The 15929-nt window shown below is 63.2% G+C and carries 17 protein-coding genes; 8 read left to right on the forward strand and 9 right to left on the reverse strand.

Annotated features, from left to right (window positions below; translation table 11 throughout):
• Positions 1-9: 9 nt before the first annotated feature.
• The 3 genes from H2052_RS14340 to H2052_RS14350 are packed head-to-tail and all read right to left on the reverse strand — an operon-like array spanning position 10 to position 3629.
• On the reverse strand, positions 10-2202 hold the full coding sequence (locus tag H2052_RS14340) for a TonB-dependent receptor (RefSeq protein ID WP_293782952.1): 2193 nt from the start codon (positions 2200-2202) through the stop codon (positions 10-12).
• Between the two features lie 38 nt (positions 2203-2240).
• Positions 2241-2678: a nuclear transport factor 2 family protein gene (locus tag H2052_RS14345; RefSeq protein WP_293782954.1), complete on the reverse strand. Its 438-nt coding sequence runs from the start codon at positions 2676-2678 to the stop codon at positions 2241-2243.
• Between the two features lie 21 nt (positions 2679-2699).
• Positions 2700-3629 (reverse strand): Rieske 2Fe-2S domain-containing protein, encoded by a 930-nt coding sequence (locus H2052_RS14350; RefSeq protein WP_293782956.1) that lies wholly within the window; start codon positions 3627-3629, stop codon positions 2700-2702.
• Between the two features lie 252 nt (positions 3630-3881).
• On the opposite strand from H2052_RS14350, the gene H2052_RS14355 reads away from it, so the two are divergent.
• From H2052_RS14355 to H2052_RS14365, 3 genes are read left to right on the forward strand one after another with little or no spacing between them, the layout of a single operon-like run.
• Positions 3882-4442 (forward strand): AsnC family transcriptional regulator, encoded by a 561-nt coding sequence (locus tag H2052_RS14355; protein ID WP_293782959.1) that lies wholly within the window; start codon positions 3882-3884, stop codon positions 4440-4442.
• The gene (locus tag H2052_RS14360; protein ID WP_293782962.1) at positions 4439-4885 is read left to right on the forward strand and encodes an SRPBCC family protein; all 447 of its coding nucleotides are present in this window, start codon (positions 4439-4441) and stop codon (positions 4883-4885) included. Before H2052_RS14355 ends, H2052_RS14360 begins: the two co-directional genes overlap by 4 nt.
• Entirely contained in the window at positions 4885-5664 is a 780-nt protein-coding gene (locus H2052_RS14365) for a hydroxyacylglutathione hydrolase C-terminal domain-containing protein (RefSeq protein WP_293782965.1), read from the forward strand. Before H2052_RS14360 ends, H2052_RS14365 begins: the two co-directional genes overlap by 1 nt.
• 31 nt (positions 5665-5695) lie before the next feature.
• Here H2052_RS14365 and H2052_RS14370 read toward each other — a convergent pair whose 3' ends face one another.
• The 4 genes from H2052_RS14370 to H2052_RS14385 are packed head-to-tail and all read right to left on the reverse strand — an operon-like array spanning position 5696 to position 7611.
• Positions 5696-6346 (reverse strand): DUF1109 domain-containing protein, encoded by a 651-nt coding sequence (locus H2052_RS14370; RefSeq protein WP_293782968.1) that lies wholly within the window; start codon positions 6344-6346, stop codon positions 5696-5698.
• Positions 6343-6870: a sigma-70 family RNA polymerase sigma factor gene (locus H2052_RS14375; protein WP_293782971.1), complete on the reverse strand. Its 528-nt coding sequence runs from the start codon at positions 6868-6870 to the stop codon at positions 6343-6345. The genes H2052_RS14370 and H2052_RS14375 overlap by 4 nt, the downstream gene beginning before the upstream one ends.
• Positions 6867-7322: a DoxX family protein gene (locus tag H2052_RS14380; protein ID WP_293782974.1), complete on the reverse strand. Its 456-nt coding sequence runs from the start codon at positions 7320-7322 to the stop codon at positions 6867-6869. The genes H2052_RS14375 and H2052_RS14380 overlap by 4 nt, the downstream gene beginning before the upstream one ends.
• Positions 7323-7326: 4 nt before the next feature.
• The gene (locus H2052_RS14385) at positions 7327-7611 is read right to left on the reverse strand and encodes a DUF2282 domain-containing protein (protein WP_293782977.1); all 285 of its coding nucleotides are present in this window, start codon (positions 7609-7611) and stop codon (positions 7327-7329) included.
• A 188-nt stretch (positions 7612-7799) separates the two neighbouring features.
• On the opposite strand from H2052_RS14385, the gene H2052_RS14390 reads away from it, so the two are divergent.
• The 5 genes from H2052_RS14390 to H2052_RS14410 all read left to right on the forward strand — a co-directional run bounded on the left by H2052_RS14390 (position 7800) and on the right by H2052_RS14410 (position 12983).
• Positions 7800-8084, forward strand: coding sequence for a hypothetical protein (locus H2052_RS14390; RefSeq protein WP_293782980.1), 285 nt, complete (start codon positions 7800-7802; stop codon positions 8082-8084).
• A gap of 79 nt (positions 8085-8163) precedes the next feature.
• Positions 8164-8988, forward strand: coding sequence for a DUF692 domain-containing protein (locus H2052_RS14395; protein ID WP_293783033.1), 825 nt, complete (start codon positions 8164-8166; stop codon positions 8986-8988).
• Positions 8985-9758, forward strand: coding sequence for a DNA-binding domain-containing protein (locus H2052_RS14400; protein ID WP_293782983.1), 774 nt, complete (start codon positions 8985-8987; stop codon positions 9756-9758). Before H2052_RS14395 ends, H2052_RS14400 begins: the two co-directional genes overlap by 4 nt.
• Before the next feature lie 127 nt (positions 9759-9885).
• The gene (locus H2052_RS14405) at positions 9886-11412 is read left to right on the forward strand and encodes an amidohydrolase family protein (RefSeq protein WP_293782986.1); all 1527 of its coding nucleotides are present in this window, start codon (positions 9886-9888) and stop codon (positions 11410-11412) included.
• Positions 11409-12983 (forward strand): serine hydrolase domain-containing protein, encoded by a 1575-nt coding sequence (locus H2052_RS14410; RefSeq protein WP_293782989.1) that lies wholly within the window; start codon positions 11409-11411, stop codon positions 12981-12983. Before H2052_RS14405 ends, H2052_RS14410 begins: the two co-directional genes overlap by 4 nt.
• Before the next feature lie 6 nt (positions 12984-12989).
• Here the strand turns inward: H2052_RS14410 and H2052_RS14415 are convergent, their stop codons facing one another.
• On the reverse strand, positions 12990-14876 hold the full coding sequence (locus H2052_RS14415) for an amidase family protein (protein ID WP_293782992.1): 1887 nt from the start codon (positions 14874-14876) through the stop codon (positions 12990-12992).
• Positions 14877-14958: 82 nt separating this feature from the next.
• On the reverse strand, positions 14959-15702 hold the full coding sequence (locus tag H2052_RS14420; protein ID WP_293782995.1) for a TetR/AcrR family transcriptional regulator: 744 nt from the start codon (positions 15700-15702) through the stop codon (positions 14959-14961).
• Between the last annotated feature and the right edge of the window lie 227 nt (positions 15703-15929).

The raw sequence follows: 15929 nt of genomic DNA on the forward strand, positions 1-15929 counted from the left end.
CGGTGCCTTTCAGAATTTCACACGCGCCTCGACGCCGAATGTCCGGCCCGGATCGGGCTGGATCGCATCGCTGGCGAGCGGCACCAACGCCGCGCCGAAAATGTAGCGTGAAAAGGCCGAGGTCGCATAATGCTCCTTGAACAGGTTCTTCCCGAAGACACTGATCGCCCACTGCCCGCCTTCAAGGCCGATCTGGGCATCGACCGTCGAATAGGCCTTCTGGAACAGATACACGTTCGGCGCCGCCGGGAGCTGGAAGTCCTGGAAGGACTGTCGGCCCTGTGCATTGAAATCGATGCGCGCTTTCGCGGTCAACCTGTCCGAAAGATCGTATGCATACTGCGCGCCCAGGTTCAGCGTATATTTCGGAGCGTTAGGAAGCTGCTGCCCGACATAGGCATCCGTCGTGCCGTCGAAATCTCTGATCTCGGTATCGATGTAGCCAAACGCGGCGTTGAGATCGACGCCCTTCGCCGGACGCGCGGCAAGTTCGAACTCGAAGCCCTTAATCGCCGCCTTGCGCGCATTGAGCGAGCCTTGCGTGAAGGTGACGGCGTCGAGCTGGAAGATCTGCGGGTTGAGATGCTCGGTATAGAAGGCCGCGACGTTGAAGATCACGCGTCGGTCAAGCCAAGAGGTTTTCGCTCCCATCTCGTAATTGCGCGAGGTCTCTTTGCCGATTACGCGCGGGAAGGCTGACCCCGCCGCGATTGGATTGAAGCTGCCGCTTTTGAAGCCCTGGGAATAGGTGGCGTAAAGCGTCAGGTCGTCCGAAGGCTTGTAGGCGAGCGACAGCTTGGGTTGCAGCTTCGAGAAGGTCGCCTTGTCGATCTCGGACGCGAGGCGGTCGTCCTGTTTCGCCTTGTTGGTGTCGTAGCGCAGCGCCGCAGTCAGCTCGAGCGTTTCGAGAATGTCGTAGTTGACCTGCCCGAACACGGCATATTGATCGAAGGTGAGACGCGTGTTCGCAAGCGTCGCATCGATCACGACCCCCGAGGATTCAAATCCATCAGGCGTAATGCATGTGCCCGCGAACAGGCAGAGATCGAGCGATGCCAGCGTCGTCACGTCGCGCTTTGAATGCTGGTAATAGCCGCCGATGATGTAGCGGAGCCGCTGGCTGCTCGGGGAGGTGAGGCGAAGTTCCTGGCTCCAGCTTTCCGTCACGCGGAGCTGTCGGGCGAGCGGCACCAGCGGAAACGGCGAGATGTCGAGATCTTCGGAGAAATCGACGTCGATCTTGTCCCACGCTGTGATCGAGGTGAACGTGCCGATCGACGTATCGTAATTCAGCGACATCGAAAGATCGGTCACGGTGCGATCGGTCGAGGACGGGCCGTCGAGATTGGGCTGCCTTGCTGCCATATCCTCGGTGATCTCGCCGCCCGTCGTGCCGAGCACGTCGGCAAGGCTGAACCACAGCGCCCCGCCTTTCTCGTCCATGTGCGCAGCGCGCAGATCGATGCTGAAGTCATCGGTGGGCTGGATGAGGATGCGCCCGGAAACGCGGGTCTGGCGGTTGCGGTCGAGCGTGCGTCCATCGAACGCGTTCTTGATCGTGCCGTCGCTGTCGCGATGCGAAACAGTGACGCGTGCAAGCACGACGTCGGGCACGATCGGGCCGCTGATGGCGCCGAACACGCGCCATGCGTCGCCCGTTCCATAGCTCAGCTTCGCCTCGCCCTCGAACGTGTTCGTCGGGCTTTTCGTGGTGATGTTGATCGCGCCCGCGATCGCGCCCTTGCCGTAGAGCGCGCCTTGCGGGCCTTTCAGCACCTCCAGACGTTCGACATCGCTGAGGTCCATCGTGAAGGCGTCGGCGTCCGGCAGGATCACTCCATCCACCGAAAACGCAACGGCGGCTGCCTGATTGCGGTTGGAGCCAAGGCCACGGATCGAGATGTTGTTCGTTGCCGTGTCCTGATCGTTTGTGATGTGGACGTTCGGTGTCACGGCAAGGAAGTCGTCGATCCGTTCAAGGCGGCGTTCTTCGATCACGCTTGCGGAAAAGGCCGTGACCGTATCGGGAACCTGCTGCAGGTTCTCTTCACGCTTGCGTGCCGTTACGATGATTTCTTCAAAGCCGCCGCTACTCGCGCCCGTCCGTGCTTGCTCCTGTGCTGCGGCCGTTCCGCAAAGCGCCGAAATTGCCGTTGACATCGTCAGCACGAAACGGCCCGTGCTCTTCACCTTGCTCCTCATGTTTCCCTCCGCTCCCATTTTTTGATTTGGCGGCCTGTTCAGATCAGGCTCGCCGGTATGGTTTTCCCGTCACTTTCATTGTCCCAGATCGCCGACAGGATGACCCAGCGGCCCTCGTGACGAACGATGTGTGCGAAGGTGACGCCCCTGCGCCTCTCGCCGTTCATCTCGGCGATGAAGCTGCTGCGCACGCCCGCGACATTGCCGAAGGTCTCGACGTGGCGTGCGATTTCCACTTCGCTGAAATCCGTGAGCGCGCCTGTCGCCCGCTGCTCGTTCATGGCGGCGACGAACATCTCCACCGGGATCGGGGTTGCAGCGCCGGAACTCAGCGCGGCAAGTGTTGCATCAGGATGGCAACACGCCCGGAAGATGTCCCAGTCGGGCGCCTTATCGGCATCCCACCCCACGGCCGCATAAAGGCGCGGGCAGAGTGCCAGAATGTCGTCGAGATCAGTGTCGGCGATGCCAGGCATGAGCGTTTCCCCCCAAGGTCGTCAGCGGATGAAATCGGCGGATGGATGCGCGCGCGGATGGTCGCGCAGATACTGCAGGAAGCGCCCCAGTGTTCGATCCGACTTCGTCAGCGTGCCGGGCCGGAAACGGGCGCGTTCGATGATCGGCAGGTCTTCGGTCGCGATGCGGACTTCCATGTCGTACATCGCGTCCAGAAACGCCTGCGTACCTTCAGAGTCGGCATCGTCCGCGCCGACCGCGACAGCGAAGAACAGGCGGGATTTGCCTGGTTCCGGCAGCCCCATCGGCGCGACGAAGCCGAACCAGCGCCCGTCCACATAGCCATCCTGCCAATAGATGTTGGTGCCGAAGATGCCGACGCGAAACTCGATTGCAGTTCCGTCGCGCATCTTGCCGCGGAAATGATAGACCATCGAATGCGGCGTCCATTCGACGTCCTGATGCGGCATTCCATTGTCGAAGCTGATGCCGTGCACCACTTCGATGTGCTGCATGTCGGGCGTGTTGCAGCAAATCACCCACGGGTCCGCGGGCATCAGGCGATCGTATTCGCCGATCTTCCAGACGAGCTTTTCGGGGGCACCGGGAAAGTCGGGAAGGTCGAACAGCGGCTCGGTGCCGTTGAAAGCGAAGATGCAGCCGAACTTCTCCACGGTCGGGAACGCGAAGAGATTGGCGGTGGGGGGTACGGGGTCGCCAGACCCTGTCGCGACGCAGCGCCCGTCCGGTCCATAGCGCCAGAAATGGAACGGGCAGCGCACCGTGCCCTCCACCATCTCGCCCGTGCAGAGATCTGCGCCGAGGTGCGGGCAATAGGCGCTCAATACCTGCGCGCGGCCGTCAGCATCGCGCACGACAATGACGCGGCCACCCAGAAAGTCGAAGCCTTTGACGACGTCCGCGATAGCCTCTTCGGAGAGGCAGACGGGAAACCACGTCTGGCTGAACATGCCCCTGAAGCCTTCTGCTTCCGGCCTCGGTCTGTCTGCGATCCGGACTGCGCCTGCGGTCATCTCACCCTCGAAAAGATACATTTATGTACGGACGCTTCGATATTCTCGCTCTTGGCTCGGAGTCAATACGGTATTCGTAAGTTATGGCATCATATCATGTGCAAATCGTAATAAATCCATTTCCGCGTTGCGGTTGCATCACGCTTTCCGTATCAGGGGGTGTGAATCCTGACCGGGGAAGGGTCATTGATGGCAGTTCGCAGAGGTGCATCGCGCGATGCGCGAGACAAGCAGCAGACGAATCCTCTCGACTCGGCAGGGGATGTTTATGCGCTCAACAGCCAGATCATCGCGCTGTTGCAGCAGGACGGTCGGATGCCCTATTCGACGATCGCGACGGCGCTCGGCGTTTCGGAAGGCACGGTGCGTAACCGTGTACGTCAGCTCATCGACGAGAACGTCATCACCATACAGGCCGAAGCGATGCCCGAGGCGTTCGGCTACAACTTCAACGCGCAGACCTTCATCAAGGTGGCGGGCGGCGCCGATATCGATGCCGTGCTTGCGCGGCTGGCCGCAGTGCCGGAGGTGTTCTACCTCACCTCGACGCTTGGCCGGTTCGATCTCGGCATGGCGACGTATCACCAGTCGCACGAACACTACCGCACCTTCCTCGCGGCGCATTGCTACGGGCAGCCCGACATCGCCCTCATCGAAACCTGCATGGTGCTGAAGGTGCACAAGATGAAGCTGCAATGGAATCTGGAGGGCGAGCGTCGCCCGGGCCTGCGCGGGAAGGTACATTCATGATCACGGTCGAGCGTGCGGTTCGTGTCGCGGCCCCGGCGGAGCGGGTCTGGAAGCTGTTCGCGACCGAAGACGGCCAGCGGCGCGCCGAAGAAGGCTTCGTCACCTCGATCGAATTCGAAGGCAAGGGGCTCGGCATGGTGCGCACCATGCGTACCGAAGGGCATCTGGGGGATGGTTACGTAAAGGAACGCCTCGATCATTATGACGAGGCGGAAATGGAGATGATGTTCCGCATCATCGATACCGGCGATGTGGTGCCGTTCGCGGACTATTGCGGCTTTGCGAAGATCATCCCGGCTGGGGCCTCTGCCTGCGTGCTGCTGATGCGCTCGACGTTCGTTCCTGTCGACATGCCGGAGGCCGAGGCGCGGGCAGTGTCGGAAGAAAACTACCGGCTGTTCATCGCGAATGTGCAGGCGGCCGTGGCGGCCGGAGACGTCTGATGCGCGTCGTTCCGATCCCGCTGCGGAACGCCTTCGATCATGTGAACTACCTGCTCGTCTGCGATGCGGCGAAGGTCGCGATCGCTGTCGATCCCTACGATGTCGAGCGCGTGGCCGGAGAGGCTAACGCACAGGGCGTCACGATCACCAGCGTCGTCAACACGCACGAACACTGGGATCATGCAGGCAAGAACGCCGAGATGAAGGCGCGAACGGGCGCGGCGGTGATGGCGCCCCGCGCGGCGGCGGGCACACTCGAGGGGCTGGACCGCCTGCTGGAGGACGGCGATATGATTTCGGTCGGCGCGGACAGCGTGACGGTCCGCGCCGTACCCGGACACACGATGGCGAGCATAGCGATCTTCGGCGAGGAGGAAGGCGGCATACCCTTCGTCATCTCCGGCGATACGCTGTTCGGCGCGGGCGTCGGCAACTGCGGCTATGGCGGCCACGCGCCGACGCTTCAGGAAACGATCAGCGGCGTGTTCGCATCGCTTGCCGACGAGACACGCGTTTATCCCGGGCACGACTACCTTAAGCGCAACCTCGCTTTCACGCTGACCATCGAGCCGGGCAACGCGGCAGCGTGCGCGCTGGCATCCGCGCTCGAATCGACGGACGGCACAGCGCCGCATTTCACCACGATCGGCGAAGAGCGCGCGATCAATCTGTTTCTGCGGACCGGCAGCCACGAAGTCCGCACGAACCTCGAGCTACCGGCTCCTGCGAACGATTCGGACGTTTTCCTTGCGATCAGGAAGCGGCGCGATCATTGGTAGATGGGCTCACGCAGCGCGCTATGGCGAAATGTCACCACCGCACGAGCCGGGGTACCAACAGCCTGCCGAGCAGCGCACTGATGAGAACCGGCGCACTGTGCCACAGCCCGACGTGGTAGATCGTGTCCGTCGAACAATGAAATGCGAACGCGAAGATCCCGATGCACCCCGACGCGACGCCGACGAGCAGCCCGGCGCGTTCGGGGGAGGTCGGCGCACCCCGGCGTAACCAAAACACCAGTACCGCGGCGGTGAGCAGGCCGAGGGTAACCCCGGCGAAGAGACAATCCATCTCGTGGACGGACATGATTATACCGGGAAGCGCTTCGGTGCCGGACGCGAGTATAATGATTGCCGACAATGGCAGCAAACAGGCCGCCGCAGCCACCCACCGCCATCCGAAGTGCCGGCTCCCGACCTGCGGATTTCCCATCGCGATCACAGTTGCGGCGCAGGCGACACCCAGAATCAGGAACAGGCCGTTGGCGATCAGAAACAATGTGTCGAAGCGGCCCGCGGAAATGTCGCTCCGGAAGCCGAAAACGATCGCCACGATGGCCAGCGTGGCGGCTGCCGCGGCAGCGGTGAGTCCCAGCCCGTAGCGACGGCGCAGAACGCGCGCCGGACGCAGGTCATCCACCAGCGAAGCGATGAGCGTGTCGGTATCCGGATCCATGATCATTCCGCTTCCTCGATCAGGGCGCTGAGTTTCCTGAGCCCCCTGTGTACATTGACCTTGACGAGCGCCTCGCTCTGGCCCGACCGCGAAGCAGCCTCGGCCACGGAAAGGCCTTCGATCCTCACCAGCTCTATCACCTGCGCCTGCGAGGGCGGCAGATGGGCCAGCAAACCGTCAAGGCTGAGCCGTGCGGCCACGCTTTCCTGGCCGCCGGCGACGGAGACCTCCTCGTCGAGCCCGACTTCGTCCGCGCGGTAGACCTTCCGAAGATGATCGACCCAGCGATAACGTGCGATCGCCGCGAGCCAGGGCAGGAACGGACGCGACGGATCGTAACTTGCCAGCTTGCCGTGCAGCGACAGCAAGGTTTCCTGCACGAGATCGTCCAGATGACACGGTGCGATCCGGCGCGCGAAATAGCGCCCGAGCCAGGCCGAGCAGGCCTTCAGAAGCGCGGCATAGGCCGGGCGGTCGCCCCGCTGAGCCAGCGCCATCAGGCGCGACAGGCTGGCATCGTCCGCTTTCACCTAGCGAATCGGCTGAAAAGCGCGTCGAGCGCCAGCGCACCGCCGCCTCTTGCGATGAGAACGAGCGCCAGCGCGGCCCACAGGGAATGCACCGGCCACCACGCTTCTGGGTAGACGAACAGCTGGATCACCATCGTCATGCCGAGCAGCCCGAGCGCGGACAGGCGGACGCCGAGGCCGATCACGAGCAGCACCGGCAGAACATGCTCGGCTGCCGCCGCGGCGACGGCCGCGAACTCGGGTGGCAGCGGGACGCGCGTATATTCCTCACGGAACAGATAATAGGTCGCATCGCTGATCGAAAACCAGCTGCCCTCTTCGATTTTCGCGCGCCCCGATCGCCAGAAGACACCGGCGAGCGCGAGCCGGGCGAGCAGAAGCGCGGACGCCTCCACCGCGCGGCTGGAGAACAACGCCGTGATCCGCTGCCAGCCCCTCTGAAGCGCGAGCATGGGTCTATGCCTGCGGCTTCAGCGAGCCGCTGCCCTTAGGCGTCTTGATCTTCAGGCAGGTTCCCGCCTTCACCAGCTTCCACGCATTGCCCTGGTAGTCGGTGGTCGATGTGCCCGCGCAGCTGGTTCCGGCCCCGGCGGCGCAGTCGTTCTGGCCCGCCTTCGCGACGCCGTAGCATTTTTCCATCTCGGGCTTTTTCGTTTCCGCCTGTGCGCTGCTCGCCAAACCGGCGGTCACCGCGGCTGCGAGTAGAGTCGTGAACAAGGGCGTCAAGGTTTCGCGTGTCATCATCTCGTCTCCCATTGGAATTGAAAAGCCGCCATCGACACGGCGGTCTGGCTGGAAGTTCGGGCGAAAGGCGCCGCGCGTTACACGGGTCGAAAAAATAAAATTCGTCGCTGCCGCTGTAACCGTCCGGCGCACACACGCGAATGAACGATAGCCAATCCGGCGCACGTCATTGGGAGATTTGTCTGATGTCCATCGCACTGAAGGGAGCCGGCATCGCATCGGCTGCCGCCCTGTTCGCTCTTTCAACGCTGGCCTCTGCCGCGCCCGCGCCCGCCGGTAGCAGCGGTGCCGCCATCTCGGGTGCCGACATGGTACACTGCTACGGCGTCAACAGCTGCAAGGGCAGCTCCGACTGCAAGACCACGCAGCACGAATGCAAGGGTCACAACAGCTGCAAGGGTCACGGCTTCAAGGCCATGAAGGCCGACCAATGCCTGAGCAAGGGCGGTACGATCGGCGATATCGGCTGATGCCTCCCGGGCGATCCGGTCTCCCCCCCCCCGACCGGATCGCCCACCCCTTCGTTCCAGGATACCCATCGTGACGGAAATACAGCCCTTCACCGGCTTCGGCCTTGGCCTGCGCAAGAACCACTACGCTGACTATCTGGCCGGGACCGTTCCTGTCGATTTCGTCGAGATCATTTCAGAGAACTTCATGGTGGACGGGGGCCGCCCGCTGTTCACGCTCGATGCCGTTCGCGAGCGGTACCCGGTGGTGATGCACGGCGTATCGATGTCGATCGGATCGGCGGCGGGTCTTGATCGCGAATATCTTGCACGCCTCAAGCGGCTGGCAGATCGCGTGAAACCGCTATGGGTCTCCGATCATTTGTGCTGGACCGGCGTGGATGGCCACAACACACACGACCTGCTGCCGCTGCCCTACAGCGAAGAGGCGCTGGAAGTTGTATGCAGGAACATCATGCAGGCGCAGGAGGCGCTCGGGCGGCCGCTGCTGTTCGAAAACCCGTCCAGCTATGTCGCCTTCGATACCGACATGACCGAGTCGCAGTTTCTGGCCGCGATGTGCGAACGCACCGGCTGCTTCCTGCTGCTCGACGTCAACAACGTCTACGTCAGCAGCGTTAATCACGGCTTCGATCCGATCGCATATCTTGAAGGCCTTCCCGCCTCGCGGGTGCGACAGATTCATTTGGCGGGGCACAGCCGGGGCCAGGATGTGCTGATTGACACGCACGATGCGCCAGTCTGTGCGGATGTATGGGCGCTCTACCAACTCGCCTGCGCGCGTTTCACCTCGGTTGCCGCGATGATCGAGCGCGACGACGCGATTCCGCCGATCGATGTGCTGCTGAGCGAACTCGATATCGCACGCAGTCTTTCGGGGCATGACGCACGGTACGCCGCATGACTTTGGTCGATCTCCAGCGCCGGTTCTACGCCGCCGTGACGAGCCCCGGTGAGACGGCGTTCGAAGATTGGGAGCCGGCGCTGCGCCCCGGCCTCGCTGTCTACCGGAATGCCTATCGGGCTCGGCTGATCGAATGTCTGCGTTCCACGTTCGAGAAAACGTGGACATGGATCGGCGACGAGAGTTTCGATGCCGCAGCCGCGCATCACCTCATTGCGAAGCCGCCGCGAAGCTGGACGCTCGACGATGCGGGCGCCGGCTTCGATGAAACGCTGGCGCAGCTCTTTCCAGACGACTCGGAGGTCGCGGAACTGGCCTGGCTCGAATGGCAGATGCAGCAAGCCTTCACTGCCGCCGACGAACCGGTCCTCGATGCCACCGGCTTCGCCGCGCTCTCGAAAGGCTTTACTGAAGAAGCCTGGGCCTCGCTTCGCCTTTCATTCGTGACCGGAATGCGCTTAAGGCGGATACAGGCCGATTGCGGTGCGATCTGGACCGCAATTGCCAACGATGAAAACATGTCGGCGGATGTTCTGTTAGATGAGAAGCGGAGCCTCCTTGTGTGGCGGCAGGGGCTCGATCCACGGTTTCGGATGCTGAGCTCTGAAGAGGCTGTCTGCCTTGACCTGTTGAGGAACGGCGGCACCTTCGGCGATATGTGCGAGGCGCTCATCAAGCGCCTTGGCGTCTCCGGCATCGAAGAGGCCGGACGCACGCTCGGCATCTGGATTGCGCAGGGTTTGGTTCGCCACGCTGAGGCTGGAGTTTAGCGTCAGGCCGTTACGGCGGAACCATAACCATCCGTTATGGAAGATGGCGGATTTTATAGAGGTCATCATACGTCCCCGCTCTAGAGTGGTTTTTACGAATGTCTGAAGCGGGGGAAATGGGGCGGCTGTGAGCGCAGGCATAGGCATTCACCGGCTGCGGGCCTTGGGTGTGATCCTTTCGATGGTCGTGGCCGGGTCCCCAATTGCGCCATCGGCGACGGAAAACCCTGCCTACGATGTCGTTATCCGCGGCGGACGGGTCATCGATCCCGAGAGCGGTCTCGATGCGGTTCGGAACGTGGCGATTGCCGATGGCCGCATTGCCGCTGTTTCGACGGATAGGCTTTCGGGCCGCATCATGATCGATGCGGGCGGGCTTGTCGTGGCACCCGGCTTCATCGATGTGCATTCGCACGGCATGACCATTCCGAACGGCTGGCTGCAAGCCTTCGACGGCGTGACGACCGCGCTCGAACTTGAAACCGGCGCATGGCCGGTCGCCGACGTCTATCGGGCGGCTTCCCAGCAGGGGCGGCCGATCAATTACGGCTATTCCGTCGCATGGTCGGGCATCCGGCAGGAGGTGATGGGAGACCGTGCCCAGGATCTTGCGACGGATGCGGAGATCGAAACAATTCTGGCGCGGGTATCGGATGGGCTCGATGCCGGAGGCCTCGGCGTCGGAACGCCGGTCGGCTATTCCACCCGCACAAACCGGACCGAATACTGGGACGTGGCGGCGCTCGCCGCGAAACGCGGCGTGCCGGTATTCACCCATGTCCGCACGAAGAACGGGCGTGATCCGGACAGTGCGCTCGAAGCCTTCGGAGAAGTGATCGCTACCGCGGCGACGACGGGCGCGCACATGCATCTCTGCCATATCAACAGCTCCGGCCTGCGCGACATTCCGCGCCTTACTGGCATGATCGCCCAGGCGCGCGCCTACGGCATTCCCGTGACGAGCGAGGCCTATCCCTGGGGCGCGGGCTCGACTTCGATCGGCGCTCCGTTTCTTGCGCCGGAAAACCTGCCCCTGCTCGACATCGGGCCGGAGAACATCGAAGTCATCGCTAACGGTGAGCGGCCCGCGACGGCCCAGCGTCTTGCGGAGCTGCGCAAGGCAAAGCCGGATGAACGGGTGATCGTGCATTATCTGAACGAGACGATCGAAGCGGAACGCCAGTTGATCGAGCAGGCGCTCGTTCTTGAAGACGGGATCATCGCAAGTGACGCGGTTCGTTACTCCATGAAGGATCGGATCGTGACCGAAGCGGTGTGGCCGCTGCCGGCTGCCGTTGCCGGTCATCCCCGTTCGGCAGCGACCTTTACGAAGGTGCTCGGCGAATACGTCCGCGAGCGGGAACTCCTGCGCCTTGCCGATGCGATCCGGCGTTCGACGCTGCTTCCCGCGCAGCTTCTGGAGCCTGCTGCGCCCGGCATGAAGCGCAAGGGGCGGATCGGTGTGGGCATGGACGCCGACATCGTCGTCTTCGATCCCGCGACGGTGGGTGCCGCCGCGACCTATGAAAAACCGGCTGAACCCGCGAAGGGAATGCACCATGTTCTTGTGGGGGGCACCTTCGTTATCCGGGAGGGCAAGCTGATCGCGTCCGCCCGCCCCGGCCGGGCCATTCGCGGAGGAATAGCCGAGTGAAAACAATTATATCCGTACTTTCGATTTCGGTAGCAGCCCTTCCGGCACAGGCCAGCGACGGGATCGACACCATCTTCGCGCGCTACACGGGCGAGAGCGTTCCGGGATGTGCGGTCGGCGTCGAGAAGGACGGCAAGACCGTGCTGGAGCGCGCCTATGGCATGGGCGATATCGAGGAGCGCGTTCGCGCGCAGCCGGGGAGCATCTACGAAGCCGGCTCGGTCTCCAAGCAGTTCACGGCAGCGGCGATCGTTCTGCTGGCGCGGGACGGCAAGCTGGCGCTTTCCGACGATATCCGCACATACCTGCCCGAGATGCCCGATTACGGCACGCCGATCACGACCGGGCACCTTATCCAGCACACCAGCGGCCTGCGGGACTGGGGATCGATCAGCGCCATGGAAGGCTGGCCGCGCAACAGCCGAAGCGCCAACAACGATGACGTGCTGGCCATTGCCGCGCGCCAGAAGCGCCTGAACTACGCGCCCGGCGCCCACTACAGCTATTCAAACACCAACTTCAATCTTGCCGCCATCATCGTGGCGCGCGTGAGCGGCCAGAGTTTTGCGGCCTTCACCAAGGCGCGCATCTTCGATCCGCTGGGGATGACGAGCACGCAGTGGCGCGAACGCTACCGGACGCTGGTTCCGGGCCGGGCCACGGCCTATGCGCGCGAAGGCGACACCTATGTGATCGATCAGCCGATCGAGGACGCGCACGGCAATGGCGGTCTGCTGACGACGGTGAAGGACCTGCTCGCATGGAATGCCGCGCTGGATGCCGATCGGCTGGGGACGGGCTTCCGCGCCGCGATGGAGCGCGTCGGCGTTCTTACCGACGGCACGCGGATCGTTTACGCCTCGGGGCTGCGTGTCACGAAGCACCGGGGGATCGATGAGGTTGCCCATTCGGGCTCGACAGGGGGGTACCGGGCGTGGCTCGCGCGCTACCCGGCGCAGCGCCTCTCCGTCGCGCTCCTGTGCAATGCGGGGGATGCAGATCCCGTCGCGATCGGGCAGAGCGTTGCCGATCACTATCTCTCCGGTCTGGCGCCGATGCCTGTCCATACGCCTTCGGGCAAGCTGCCCGCCGGTCTCTATGTGAGCGAGGTCACCGGAGCACCGATCTCGATTGTCGCGAACGCCGATGGCGGTCTGCGCATCGATGGTACGGCGCTCGATCCGGTCGCGCCGGGCCGGTGGAGCCTGTCCGGCACGGATTTCGTGTTCGGGCGCGGCGATGATCTCGTCGTCGAGGCCAATGGAGAAAAACTGCGCTATCGGCGTATGGAGCCAGTTGAGGCGGTCGATCCCGCACCCTTCGCGGGTCAGTATTGCGGCGCTGACAATCCATTCTGCATGGTGGTTCGCGCAGCACCGGACGGCGGACTGTCCATTGCCACAACGGGACGGCCCGGCCTTGCCGCGCAGCCGCTGAAGCCGGCGTTCACGGATGTGTTCACCAGCAAATATGCGACTATTCGCTTCGTGCGTGATGCGTCCGGGGCAGTGAGTGGGCTCACGTACGGCGACAGCCGGGCCTGGGCGGTGGAGTTCACGCGGACGCCCTGATCGCGATCACCGCTGCGGCGGTATCGGCGCTTCTTCCCGGCCGAGCGGATGCGCGTGCGTGAACAGCCTGAGGTAAAGGCGCCCGGCGGCGATGTCGGCACGGGCGCGGGTATCGAGTTGCAGAACGCCCTTCGCCTTCCGCTGGCCGGGCCGCAGCAGATTGGTGATGATGGCGCCAGGCTTTCCGTCTTCGGAACGCTGCAACGTGAGCGCGACAGGATTGTCGTTTCCAAGACGATCGAGGCGGGCGTCGTAGCGCAGCGTTGCGTTCAGCGGATCGAAGATGAAGGCAACCTCGGCGCGCGGGCCCTCGCTCGAGGTTCGCACCTTGAAATGCGACGGTGCGGGCGCCTTTCCATTTGTGAGCGGCGGCGTGCTGAACGGCGGCGTGCGGGGGTGCGCAGCCTGTTCCCAGCCATAAGCGAGATGCAGCAGTTTTGCTTCCTCAAACGGCCTGCCCAGCAGGTCGATCCCCACAGGCAGCGCGTTGATACTGAGCCCGAGCGGCATCGAGAGAGCCGGGAGGCCGGTGACGGCGCTTATCATGCAAGTGCCCGCGCCGAACATCTCGGCACCCCGAAGCGGAGGCGGCTGCAAGGCGGTGGGGTAGGCAAGGACATCGACGCCTGCCGTCGCCATCGCGTCCAGGATCGTGCGCCGGGCAACCGCCCGTTTGGCGAGGGCTTCGGCATAGGCTTTTGCATCGTGCGCGCCGACCGCGGCGCGCTGTTTCAGCCGCGCATCCACGGCCTCGTGAACGAGGCCCTTGCCTGCGATGTCGGTCGCCGAGGTGATCGGTGCGCCCGGATAGCGCGCGAGATAGGCGGCGAAATCGCGTGTGAACTCGTGCGCGATCACGCTCGCGGCCTTTATCGTGGGATCGAGATCGGGAATCGTGACATCGACGATCTCGGCGCCTTCCGCCTTCATGGCTTCAAGCGCCGCGAGCGTCTTGTCGCGCATCGCCGCATCCATCATTTCGGGTGTCATCAGGGCCCGCAGGACCCCGATGCGCGCGCCCTTCAGTCCGCCGGGGCGAAGGCCCTCCCGATAGGCGGGGGCGGGCCTTTCCGTCATCGCCTTCGTGACGGGATCGTCCGGGTCCGCGCCGACGGTGGCATCGAGCATGATCGCAAGATCGGTGACCGTGCGCGCAAGCGGCCCGGCCTCGTCCTGCGTCGAGGAGAGGGGGACAACGCCCGATCGGCTCGAAAGGCCGGACGTGCCGCGCATCCCGAACAGGCTTTGATAGGCGGCCGGTATGCGGATCGATCCGCAGGTATCGCTCCCCATGCCAGCCGCCGCGAAACTCGCGCCGATGCTTGCCCCCGTGCCGCCGCTTGACCCGCCGGGCGTGCGGCGGGGATCATAAGGATTGCGGGTTTCGCCGCTGAGCGAGGAGACGGTGATCACGCTCATGGCGAGTTCGTGCATCGTTGTCTTGCCGAGAATGATCGCGCCGGCCGCGCGCAGGCGGCGCACCTGAAAGGCGTCGGTCGTGGCGGTGTAAGTCGCTAGCGCCAGCGTGCCATCGGAGGTGGGAAGCCCCGCGACGGCGAAATTGTCCTTGATGAGAACGGGGATACCGTGAAGCGGACCGCGCGGGCCTTTTTCGGCGCGCTCACGATCCATGCGGGCAGCGTCTTCGAGCGCTAGCGGGTTGAGCGCTATAACCGCGTTCAGCCGGGGGCCGCGCTGATCGTATGCAGCGATGCGCGCGAGATACGCCTCGACGAGTTGGCGGGACGTGACCTTGCCCTCGCCCATCGCCCCCTGCAATTCAGGGATCGACGTTTCGAACACGAAGCGATCCGCGCGTGCCGCGGCGGGCATTGCCGTTGCCAGCAGCAGCATACCGGCACAGGTGAGCACATTCAGCCTGGCGATCGTCATGCGGATATTCCCCTTTCAGCGTCGACGATACCGCGCGCGTTCGCCATGTCACACCCTGCGGCCCATGCTTATTGGCCAGGGGCTATTCAAGCGTGGTTTGCATCAGGCGGCTGAATTCGTCGAACGGCCCCAGATCCGACGGCTGCGGGTTGCTGAGGAACAGCGCGCGCCACCAGAAAATTGCCAGAAACCTGGCGACTTCGTCTTCGGACTTGAAGGTCTGCGTGAGGGACGGCTTCCTTATAACGTACATATCGGTGAGGAACGATTTCACGTTGCCGTTCAGCAACTCCGCAAGGGCCCGGGCGAATTCGGGTTTCATGGCGTTCGCGGAAAAGCGCAGCAGAATGTCTTCGGCAATCAGCTCCGTCCACATCTGGTCGCGCTTGTAGAGAATCTCCGCAAGCTCCGGCTCGTCGTCCGCGAGCTGCGCGATGCTGCGCATGAGGCCGGGGTGCTGCGAATAGGCCATGGTCTGGCCCTTGGTGGTTTCGAAGATGATCCCGAAGAGCTCGTCCAGCGCGATGCTGTTACTGCGGTATTCGGCGACGAGGGAATCGTGGGGGAAGAGATCCTGAATGACCTCCCGCACGATGCTCTGCTTGTCTTTGAAATAGTAATAGAACGTCGCGATGTTGAATTTTGCGGTGCGAACGATGTCCGCAAGCGTGAGTTCGCGATAGCTCTTGCTTTCAAGGAGCTTCGCGGTTGCCTTCTTGAACTTCTCGCGCGCGATCTTGCCGCGCTCCGTGCTCGGCGGTTCAGGGCTCGTCTTGCGTGCGTTCTTGCGCCGTTTGCGTTGAGGAAGGGGCGTCGTCGCCGTCATCGTGCCCGGTTTTCCATAGTCGCCTGTTCTACCTCAAAGGTCCTGATCGCCGGGGGTGCCGTTCCGGCGTCTGCCTCAATACGCAACGTACCGCCAAAATCAAAATGGGCGAGCCGGGTGCGGGGCCCGTCCTTTCGGCCAGGAAACGCATCATTCTTCAGGTTCGTCCTCGCTCGTGGGGTGGCTATATTTTTCTAAATTACTGTAATTATTGATAAAAATCATCT

Origin of the sequence: Sphingosinicella sp. (genome assembly GCF_013911755.1) — a bacterium.
Lineage (GTDB): Bacteria > Pseudomonadota > Alphaproteobacteria > Sphingomonadales > Sphingomonadaceae > Sphingosinicella.

What these genes read in the sequence shown, in the direction of transcription:
- H2052_RS14340 (WP_293782952.1), bottom strand. Translation starts at nt 2,202, where the DNA reads ATGAGGAGCAAGGTGAAGAGCACGGGCCGTTTCGTGCTGACGATGTCA.
- H2052_RS14345 (WP_293782954.1), bottom strand. Translation starts at nt 2,678, where the DNA reads ATGCCTGGCATCGCCGACACTGATCTCGACGACATTCTGGCACTCTGC.
- H2052_RS14350 (WP_293782956.1), bottom strand. Translation starts at nt 3,629, where the DNA reads ATGTTCAGCCAGACGTGGTTTCCCGTCTGCCTCTCCGAAGAGGCTATC.
- H2052_RS14355 (WP_293782959.1), top strand. Translation starts at nt 3,882, where the DNA reads ATGGCAGTTCGCAGAGGTGCATCGCGCGATGCGCGAGACAAGCAGCAG.
- H2052_RS14360 (WP_293782962.1), top strand. Translation starts at nt 4,439, where the DNA reads ATGATCACGGTCGAGCGTGCGGTTCGTGTCGCGGCCCCGGCGGAGCGG.
- H2052_RS14365 (WP_293782965.1), top strand. Translation starts at nt 4,885, where the DNA reads ATGCGCGTCGTTCCGATCCCGCTGCGGAACGCCTTCGATCATGTGAAC.
- H2052_RS14370 (WP_293782968.1), bottom strand. Translation starts at nt 6,346, where the DNA reads ATGATCATGGATCCGGATACCGACACGCTCATCGCTTCGCTGGTGGAT.
- H2052_RS14380 (WP_293782974.1), bottom strand. Translation starts at nt 7,322, where the DNA reads ATGCTCGCGCTTCAGAGGGGCTGGCAGCGGATCACGGCGTTGTTCTCC.
- H2052_RS14385 (WP_293782977.1), bottom strand. Translation starts at nt 7,611, where the DNA reads ATGACACGCGAAACCTTGACGCCCTTGTTCACGACTCTACTCGCAGCC.
- H2052_RS14390 (WP_293782980.1), top strand. Translation starts at nt 7,800, where the DNA reads ATGTCCATCGCACTGAAGGGAGCCGGCATCGCATCGGCTGCCGCCCTG.
- H2052_RS14400 (WP_293782983.1), top strand. Translation starts at nt 8,985, where the DNA reads ATGACTTTGGTCGATCTCCAGCGCCGGTTCTACGCCGCCGTGACGAGC.
- H2052_RS14415 (WP_293782992.1), bottom strand. Translation starts at nt 14,876, where the DNA reads ATGACGATCGCCAGGCTGAATGTGCTCACCTGTGCCGGTATGCTGCTG.
- H2052_RS14420 (WP_293782995.1), bottom strand. Translation starts at nt 15,702, where the DNA reads ATGACGGCGACGACGCCCCTTCCTCAACGCAAACGGCGCAAGAACGCA.